Source organism: Micrococcus sp. KRD096 (assembly GCF_017168495.1).
Classification (GTDB): Bacteria; Actinomycetota; Actinomycetes; order Actinomycetales; family Micrococcaceae; genus Micrococcus; species Micrococcus luteus.
On sequence record NZ_JABFAY010000012.1, the window covers coordinates 29,053 to 36,886 of the forward strand.

General features: G+C 75.2%; 6 protein-coding genes. 1 reads left to right on the forward strand and 5 read right to left on the reverse strand.

Annotated elements, in window-relative coordinates; all coding sequences use genetic code 11:
• Nucleotides 1–81: 81 nt before the first annotated feature.
• The gene (locus J1M41_RS05220) at nt 82–1,371 is read right to left on the reverse strand and encodes an adenylosuccinate synthase (protein ID WP_206451310.1); all 1,290 of its coding nucleotides are present in this window, start codon (nt 1,369–1,371) and stop codon (nt 82–84) included.
• Between the two features lie 136 nt (nt 1,372–1,507).
• Here J1M41_RS05220 and J1M41_RS05225 point away from each other — a divergent pair, with 136 nt between their 5' ends.
• Nucleotides 1,508–2,059, forward strand: a complete 552-nt coding sequence (locus J1M41_RS05225; protein ID WP_206451311.1) for a hypothetical protein — start codon at nt 1,508–1,510, stop codon at nt 2,057–2,059.
• A 21-nt stretch (nt 2,060–2,080) separates the two neighbouring features.
• Here J1M41_RS05225 and bioD read toward each other — a convergent pair whose 3' ends face one another.
• Genes bioD through bioB form a run of 4 tightly spaced genes read right to left on the reverse strand, consistent with a single transcriptional unit; the run spans nt 2,081 to nt 7,803 of the window.
• Nucleotides 2,081–2,788, reverse strand: a complete 708-nt coding sequence (gene bioD / locus J1M41_RS05230) for an ATP-dependent dethiobiotin synthetase BioD (RefSeq protein ID WP_020624969.1) — start codon at nt 2,786–2,788, stop codon at nt 2,081–2,083.
• Nucleotides 2,770–5,241: an aminotransferase class I/II-fold pyridoxal phosphate-dependent enzyme gene (locus J1M41_RS12035; RefSeq protein ID WP_241247762.1), complete on the reverse strand. Its 2,472-nt coding sequence runs from the start codon at nt 5,239–5,241 to the stop codon at nt 2,770–2,772. Before J1M41_RS12035 ends, bioD begins: the two co-directional genes overlap by 19 nt.
• On the reverse strand, nt 5,238–6,626 hold the full coding sequence (gene bioA, locus J1M41_RS05240) for an adenosylmethionine--8-amino-7-oxononanoate transaminase (protein WP_101963375.1): 1,389 nt from the start codon (nt 6,624–6,626) through the stop codon (nt 5,238–5,240). The genes J1M41_RS12035 and bioA overlap by 4 nt, the downstream gene beginning before the upstream one ends.
• Nucleotides 6,627–6,633: 7 nt before the next feature.
• A complete protein-coding gene (gene bioB, locus J1M41_RS05245) occupies nt 6,634–7,803 on the reverse strand; it encodes a biotin synthase BioB (RefSeq protein WP_206451357.1) in 1,170 nt (389 codons plus the stop codon).
• Nucleotides 7,804–7,834: the final 31 nt, after the last annotated feature.

Genomic DNA, 7,834 nt, shown 5'->3' on the forward strand with positions numbered 1-7,834 from the left:
CACGTTCGAAAGCGCCCATTCGCCCTCTTTCACGTTCGAAAGTGCAGGCCAGGGCGGGCCGGGCCGGGGCGGCGGGCCGGGTCAGTCCTCGATGAGGTCCCGGACCTGGACCACCTGGTCGCGGCCCGGGCCCACGCCGATCGCGGAGATCCGGCACCCGGAGAGCTTCTCGAGGGCCTCCACGTAGCGCTGGGCGTTCAGCGGCAGGTCGGTGAACGCGCGGGCACCGGAGATGTCCTCGGTCCACCCGTCGAAGTGCTCGTACACCGGCTTCGCGTGATGGAACTCGGTCTGGGTCATGGGCATGCGGTCGTGGCGCACGCCGTCCACCTCGTAGGCCACGCACACCGGGATCTTCTCGATGCCGGTGAGCACGTCCAGCTTGGTGAAGAAGTAGTCCGTGAAGCCGTTGATCCGCGCGGCGTAGTAGGCCATGACGGCGTCGTACCAGCCGGTGCGCCGCGGGCGGCCGGTGTTCACGCCGAACTCGCCGCCGGTGGTGCGCAGCTGCTCGCCCATCTCGTCGAAGAGCTCCGTGGGGAACGGGCCGGCGCCGACGCGCGTGGTGTAGGCCTTCACGATGCCGATGGTGCGGGAGAAGCGGGTGGGGCCGATGCCCGCGCCCACGGCCGCGCCGCCGGCGGTCGGGTTGGACGAGGTCACGAACGGGTAGGTGCCGTGGTCCACGTCCAGGTAGGTGGCCTGGCCGCCCTCCATGAGCACCACCTTGCCCTCGTCCAGGGCGTCGTTGAGCAGGTTCACGGAGTCCACGACCATGGGGCGCAGGCGGTCCGCGTAGCCCAGGAAGTACTCGGCGATCTCGTCCACGGTGACGGCGCGGCGGTTGTAGAGCTTCACCAGCAGCTCGTTCTTCTGCCGCAGGGCGCCCTCGATCTTCTGGCGCAGGATCGACTCGTCGAAGATGTCCTGCACGCGGATGCCCAGGCGGGCCACCTTGTCCATGTAGGTGGGGCCGATGCCGCGGCCGGTGGTGCCGATCGCACGCTTGCCCAGGAACCGCTCGGTCACCTTGTCCATGGTCTGGTGGTACGGCGCCACGAGGTGGGCGTTGGCGGAGATCTTCAGGTGCTCGCACGAGTGGCCGCGGGACTCGAGCCCGTCGATCTCCTCGAACAGCGCCTCCAGGTTCACCACCACGCCGTTGCCGATCACCGGCACCGCGTTGGGCGAGAGGATGCCGGCGGGCAGCAGCTTGAGCTCGAACTTCTCCCCGTTGACGACGACGGTGTGCCCGGCGTTGTTGCCGCCGTTCGGCTTGACGACGTAGTCCACTCGCCCGCCCAGCAGGTCGGTGGCCTTGCCCTTGCCCTCGTCGCCCCACTGGGCTCCGACGATCGCGATCGCTGGCATCTGCATCTCTCCTCAGGGCCGCGGGTCGCCCCGGACCGGCCCGTACATGGAAAACGCCCCCTTACGGTGCACGCGGAGGCCGTACCCCCGAATCCTACCAGCGTGACGGATGCCACCCTCTGGCTACGCTGATTCCATGAGCACCGCAGCGCCCCACGCCCAGCACTCGGAGTTCGCCTCCCCGACCCCCACCCGCAAGGGCCCGAGCGTGGGCACGTGGCGCCCCTGGGCCGTGCTGCCGTGGGCGCTGGCCCTCCTCGCGCTGCCCTTGATCGCGCTCGCCCTGCGCTCCAACTTCGGCGCGAACGGCTGGATGACGGTCATCTACATGGTCTTCGGCGCCCTGCCCCACGAACTCGCCCTCGTGCTCATGGTGGGGAGCCTGTTCCTCCTGCCCCGCGTGAACCCGCAGGATGAGCAGCGGGGCGGCATCCGGCTGGGGCGCCTGCTGCACACGCTGTTGGGCATCTCCTGGGGGTCCTTCGCGCTGGCCGCGATCATCTTCCCCGACGGCGGCGACCACCCGGACTCCGGCGCCACGACCCCGGTGCTCATGGACCTGCTCGGCAAGAGCACCGCGATGGACGTCGGCCTCGTGGGCGGCCTCGCCCTCGTGGCCGTCAGCGCCCTCACCGGTCTCGCGGTGATCGTGGTGTGCGTGGTGCGGCGGATCCGCGCCGTTCGCTGAGCACGCTCCCGACGACGGCGGTCAACGCACCGACATGACGCGCGGCGGGGTGCCCCGCGGCACCGTCTCCAGCACCGCCCCGTGGGCGCCGGCCAGGCGGGCCAGGAACACGAGGTTGGCCCGCTCGACGGGGTCTGGGTCCGCGGCCACGCCGCTGACGAGGATCCGCTCCGGCGCCACGCCACGGGCGGCGGCGTGCTCCACCGTGAGGCGCGCGTGGTTCTGCGTGCCCAGCCCGGGGCGCGCCACGACCGTCAACCCCGCGTCGAGCCCGGCCGCCCGCAGCGCGCGCACGGCGTCCACAGGCCCCTCGTCGGCCTCGGTCCACGCCACGGTGATCCCGCCGGCGCCCTCGATGAGCAGGTGGTCGACGCCCGCGGCGAGGCCACGCCACCGGCCCAGCTGCTCACCCAGAGGCGGCAGAGGGGGCGTCCCCTCCCCCGCGTGGGCGACCGCGTCCACGGGGGCCATCGCGGGGCCGACCCGCGCCCCCTCGGACACGGTCAGGCGGGCCGGAGCGGCGGCGTCGAGCGCGCCGGATGCGGCGGCCGCGGCCACCAGGTCCCGGACGGTCTCGACGTCGCCGGCCTCCCCCGGTGCGACGCCCGTCTGCACCGGCTTGTCCACGTGCACGCGGAGCCCGGCCACCAGGGCACGGGCCGCGAGCGCGGCGGTGCCCCACGTCTTGCCGACGTCCGTGTCCGTGCCGGTCACGACCTCGATGCGCATGTGTCCACTCCACTCTGCTCGATTCGGATGTCCTCGCCGCCGTGCCACGGTCCGGGCGTCACGAGCATGTGCTGCGGCGCCTGGAAGGAGAGCAGGCGCAGCCACGTCGCCGGCGGCCCGGTGAGCCGGGCGTCCGGCAGCAGGCGGGCGACCTCGCGGACCACGAGGGCGGTCTCGAGCTCCGCGAGCCCGGCCCCGAGGCAGCGATGCAGGCCGAAGCCGAAGGCGAGCCGGGCGTCGTCGTGCTGTTCGCCGCTGAGGTGCAGCAGGAGCTCGTCGCCGGCGCGGACCTCGTGCTCGCCGACGCGGACGTCCGCCGTGGCGAGGCGCCGCCAGGTGGGCACCGAGGAGCTCGTCCGGAGGCACTCGGCCACGAGCTCGGCCGCGGCCGCCTCCGCCGCATCGGCTCCGGCGCCCCCGTCCGCCCCGGCGCCGAGCGCGGCCCAGCGGGCGGGGTCGGCCAGGGCGCGGGTGAGCGCGGTGGAGATGAGCAGCCGGGTGGTCTCCTGCCCGGCGATCACCAGGAAGTAGCCGAGGGAGACGATCCGCTCGTCGTCGACGCCGGCCTCGTGCAGCGCCGCGAACAGGTTGCCGGGCTGTGCGTCGTCCCCGCGCGCCTCGACGACGGCCCCGCGCAGCCACCGGTGGAAGTCGGCGGCGGAGCGGGCGAGCCGCAGCTGGCGGTCCTCGTCCGGCCAGCCCCAGAACAGTTCGAGGGAGTCGGCGCTCCAGCGGTGCAGCTGCGCCTCGGGCGGGTTGGGCACGCCGGTCAGGGCGGACATCACGCGCGCCGGGACCGCTGCCGCCACGGTGGTCGCCAGGTCCACGGCCCCGCCTGCGCGGCCGGTGTCCGCGAGGGCGGCCGTGAGGGCCATCCGGGTGGTCGCGAGGATCCGGCCGCGGGCTTCGCGCACCTTCGCCGGGGAGAAGAACGGTGCCACGACGCGACGCACCGCCCGGTGCTCCTCCCCGCCGGCGGAGGCGAGCACGGGCGGCAGCCGGAAGCGGGCGGCGGCCAGGATGCGGCGGGCCGGGCCGCTCAGCGGGACGACCGCCGTGAGGGCGTTGTCCGAGGCGAACGTCCCGGGGTCGGTGAGCACGCGCCGCAGGTCGGCGGGATCGGAGATCCGCAGGTGGTCGCCGCGCACGGCCTCCGGCCGTGGGTCGCCGTGGGCGAACGGGCAGCCCGTGGACGCGCCCCACGCCCGGGCGGCCACGCTCGCCACCGCCTCCAGCGCCGCCCGCAGCCGGGGCTCGGGGACGGCGGTGGTCACGCTCACGCGGAGGCGGGCGATGCCGTCGGGCACGCTGGGCGGGCGGAAGCATCCCACGAGGACGCCGTGCGCGCGCAGCTCCGCGGCCGCGGCGACGGCCTGCTCCGGTCCGGGCATGCGGATCGAGTGGACGGCGCCCGCCCCGACCTCCACGTGCCCGGCCAGCTCGGGCCGGCGGGTGAAGACGTCCACGGCCGTCTCCCGGGCCCGCGCGAGCCGTGCCGCGGGCTCCCCCGTGGCGGCGATCCGGCAGGCGGCCGCCGCGGAGGCGGCGAGCACGGGGGCCAGGGCCGTGTCGAAGACGAAGGTGCGGGCGGTGTTGAGCACGTGGTCGCGCCAGGACCGCGCGTCGGGCCCGCCGAACAGGGCCAGACCGCCCTGGCCGCCGAGGGCCTTCGAGCAGGTGGCGGTGACCACGACGGGCGCCTGCCCCGCCCACAGTCCCAGGGCGCCCGTGCGGCTGCCGCCGGGGACCACGCCGAGCGAGTGGGCCTCGTCCACCACGAGCAGGGCGCCGTGTTCGGCGGCCAGGGCGGCCAGGGCGGGCAGGTCGGCCTCGTCCCCCAGCACGGAGTACAGGGACTCGACCACCAGCACGATCCGTCGCGCCCGCCCTTCGGTGCGCAGCCGGTCGAGGGCGGCCCGGAAGGCGGGCACCCTGTTGTGCTCCACCGTGGTGACCGACGCGCCCGCCAGGGGGGCGAACGCCCCTGAGCGGGCGGTGACGGCGAGGGCGGCGCCGTCGCGCAGGCTCGCGTGGGCGTGCTCGTCCAGGAGGAAGGCGGTGCCCGGCCCGGCCAGGGCGCCGAGGACACCGAGGTTCGCGGTGTAGCCGGAGGAGAAGGCGAGGGCGGCATCCGCGTCGGCCAGCGCGGCGGCGGCGGACTCGAGGTCGGCGTGCGCGGGATGCGTCCCCGTGACGACGCGGGAGGCCCGCGCCCCGACCGGCCCCTCGGTGGCGATGCGCGCGGCGGCGGCCCGCACGTCCGGGTGGACGGCCAGGCCCAGGTAGTCGTTGGCGGCCAGGTCCACGACGCTCGACGACGGCGCGCCCGGCTCCGGCGGGTCGGCGCGGCGCTCCAGGCCGCGGCGCGCGCGGACGGCGGCCCGAGAGCCCAGCCACGAGGACCAGGGGTCGGCGGGCGTGCTCGTGGCCGCGCCGGCCTCGGCGGTGTTCATGCGCAGACCTCCTCGACGGCCCCGGTGACGGCCGCGCAGATCGTGGCGACGTCGTCGTCGGTGCTCACGTAGGGCGGCATCACGTACACCAGCCGCCGGAAGGGGCGCACCCATGCACCGCGGGCGACGGCGGCCCGAGTGACGGGCTCGACGTCCACGGTCCGGTCCAGCTCCACGACGCCTACCGCACCCAGGACCCGCACGTCGGTGACGGCGGGCAGGTCGGCGGCCGCCGCCAGCCCGGCGCGCAGCCCGGCCTCGACGCGGGGCACCTGGGCGGCCCAGCCGTCGCGCGGGTCGGTGAGCAGGTCGAGGGACGCGGAGGCGACCGCGCACATCAGCGGGTTGCCCATGAACGTGGGCCCGTGCAGGAGAGCCCCGGGCATGCCCCGTTCCCGCCGGGAGACCGTCTCGGCGACCTCGGCGGTGCACAGCATGGCCGCGCCCGTCATGGTGCCGCCGGTGAGCGCCTTGCCGAGGCACAGCACGTCCGGGGCGACGCCGGCCCCTTCGCACGCGAGCCAGCGGCCGGTGCGGCCGAAGCCGGTGGCGATCTCGTCGGCGATGAGCAGGAGCCCGTGCTCGTCGCACAGCTCGCGCAGCACGGTGAGGCAGCGCGGGTCGTAGACGCGCATGCCCCCCGCCCCCTGGAGCACGGGTTCGAGGATCACGCCGGCGATCTCGTCCGCATGCGCGGCGGTGAAGGCGCGGGCCTCGTCCTCCCACGCGGCGAGGGCGGCGTCGTCGGCCTCCCAGTGGCCGGCCGGAGCGGCGTCGGGTGCCATGGGTGCCGCGGCGACGCCCTCGGGCACCCAGCGTGCCGCCGGCGGGCGGGGCAGGAACAGATGCCGAGCCACGAGCGAGGTGAAGGCCGCGTGCATGCCGTCCACGGGATCGCACACGCCCATGGGCGCGGCGGTGTCCCCGTGGTAGCCGCCGCGGACCGTGAGGAATCGGCGGCGGCTGGGCCGGCCGCGCGTCGCCTGGTACTGGAGGGCGAGCTTGAGCGCAACCTCCACCGAGACCGAGCCGGAGTCGGCGAGGAACACGTGCTCGAGCGCGGCGGGGGTGTGCGCGACGAGCCGTTCCGCCAGGTCGACGGCGGGCGCGTGCGTGAGCCCGCCGAACATGACGTGCGGGAAGGCCGCGGCCTGCCGGGTCAGGGCCTCGACGAGCGCGGGGTGCCCGTGCCCGTGCACCACGGACCACCAGGACGCCATCGCGTCGATGGCGCGGTGACGCTCCCCGCCCGGCCCCTCGAGGTCGAGGTGGACGCCCCGGGCACCGCGCACGGCGTAGAGCTGGCGGGCGCCGGCGGCCCCGTAGGGGTGCCAGAGGTGGGCGGCGTCGCGGTCGAGGAGGCCGGCTTCAGCGGGGGCGGTCACGGTGCGTTCAGGCGTTGGCGGGCTCGGCCGTGCCCGCGCCCCGACGGCGCAGCCCGGGCTTCACGGCGCCCTCGGCGCCCGTGTCGGGTCGGGCGTCCTCCGCGGCCCCGGCCTCCGAGGCGACGGCCGCACCGGAGCCGCACGAGCCGGCGTCGTCCGTGCCGGCGCAGCAGCCGCCGGCCGGGGCGCCGTCGTCGGCCGTGGCCCGCCGCGCACGCTCCTCGGCGCCGAGCACGGTGAAGCCGGCGTCGGCGATCATCTGCAGATCCGCCTCGGCGTCCTGGCCCTCGGAGGTGAGGTAGTCGCCGAGGAAGATCGAGTTGGCCACCTGCAGGCCGACCGACTGCAGGGAGCGCAGGTGCATCTCGCGGCCGCCGGCGATGCGCAGCTCCTTGTCCGGGCACGCCAGGCGGACCATGGCGAGGATGCGGAGGCACTCGAGCGGGGTGAGCTGCTGGTGGCCCTGCAGCGGGGTGCCGTCGAAGGGCATGAGGAAGTTGACGGGGATGGAGTCGGAGTCCAGGTCGCGGAGCGCGAGGACGGCCTCGACGAGCTGCTCGTGCGTCTCCCCCATGCCCGCGATCAGGCCGCTGCAGGAGGACAGGCCGGCGGCGCCGGCGCGCTGCACGGTGTCCACGCGCTGCTCGTAGGTGTGGGAGGTGCAGATGGACTCGTAGTGGGACTCGGCCGTGTTGAGGTTGTGGTTGTAGGCGTCGACGCCGGCGTCCTTGAGCTTCTCGGCCTGGCCGTCCTTGAGGAAGCCGAGACACGCGCACACCTCGACGTCCGGGTGCTGGGCCTTGAGGTCGCCGACCATGCCGGCCACGCGGTCGACGTCGCGGTCCGTGGGGCCGGTGCCCGAGGCGACCATGCACACGCGCGAGGCGCCGCCGGCGATGCCCAGACCCGCCTGGCGGACGGCCTCCTCCGGCTTGAGCCACGTGTAGCGCAGGATCTCGGCCTCGGTGCCGAGCCGCTGGGAGCAGTAGGTGCAGTTCTCCGGGCAGAGGCCGGTCTTGAGGCTGACCAGGTAGTTGACCTTGACGGTGCGGCCGAAGTGCTTCTCGCGCAGGCGCGAGGCCGCCGCGACGATGCGGAACGTGTCCGCGTCCGGGGCGTCCAGCACAGCGACGGCCTCCTCAGCGGTAAGCACGTGGCCCGCCTCGATGCGGTCCACGAGGGCCTCGGGGTCGAGGGCGGCGGCGGGG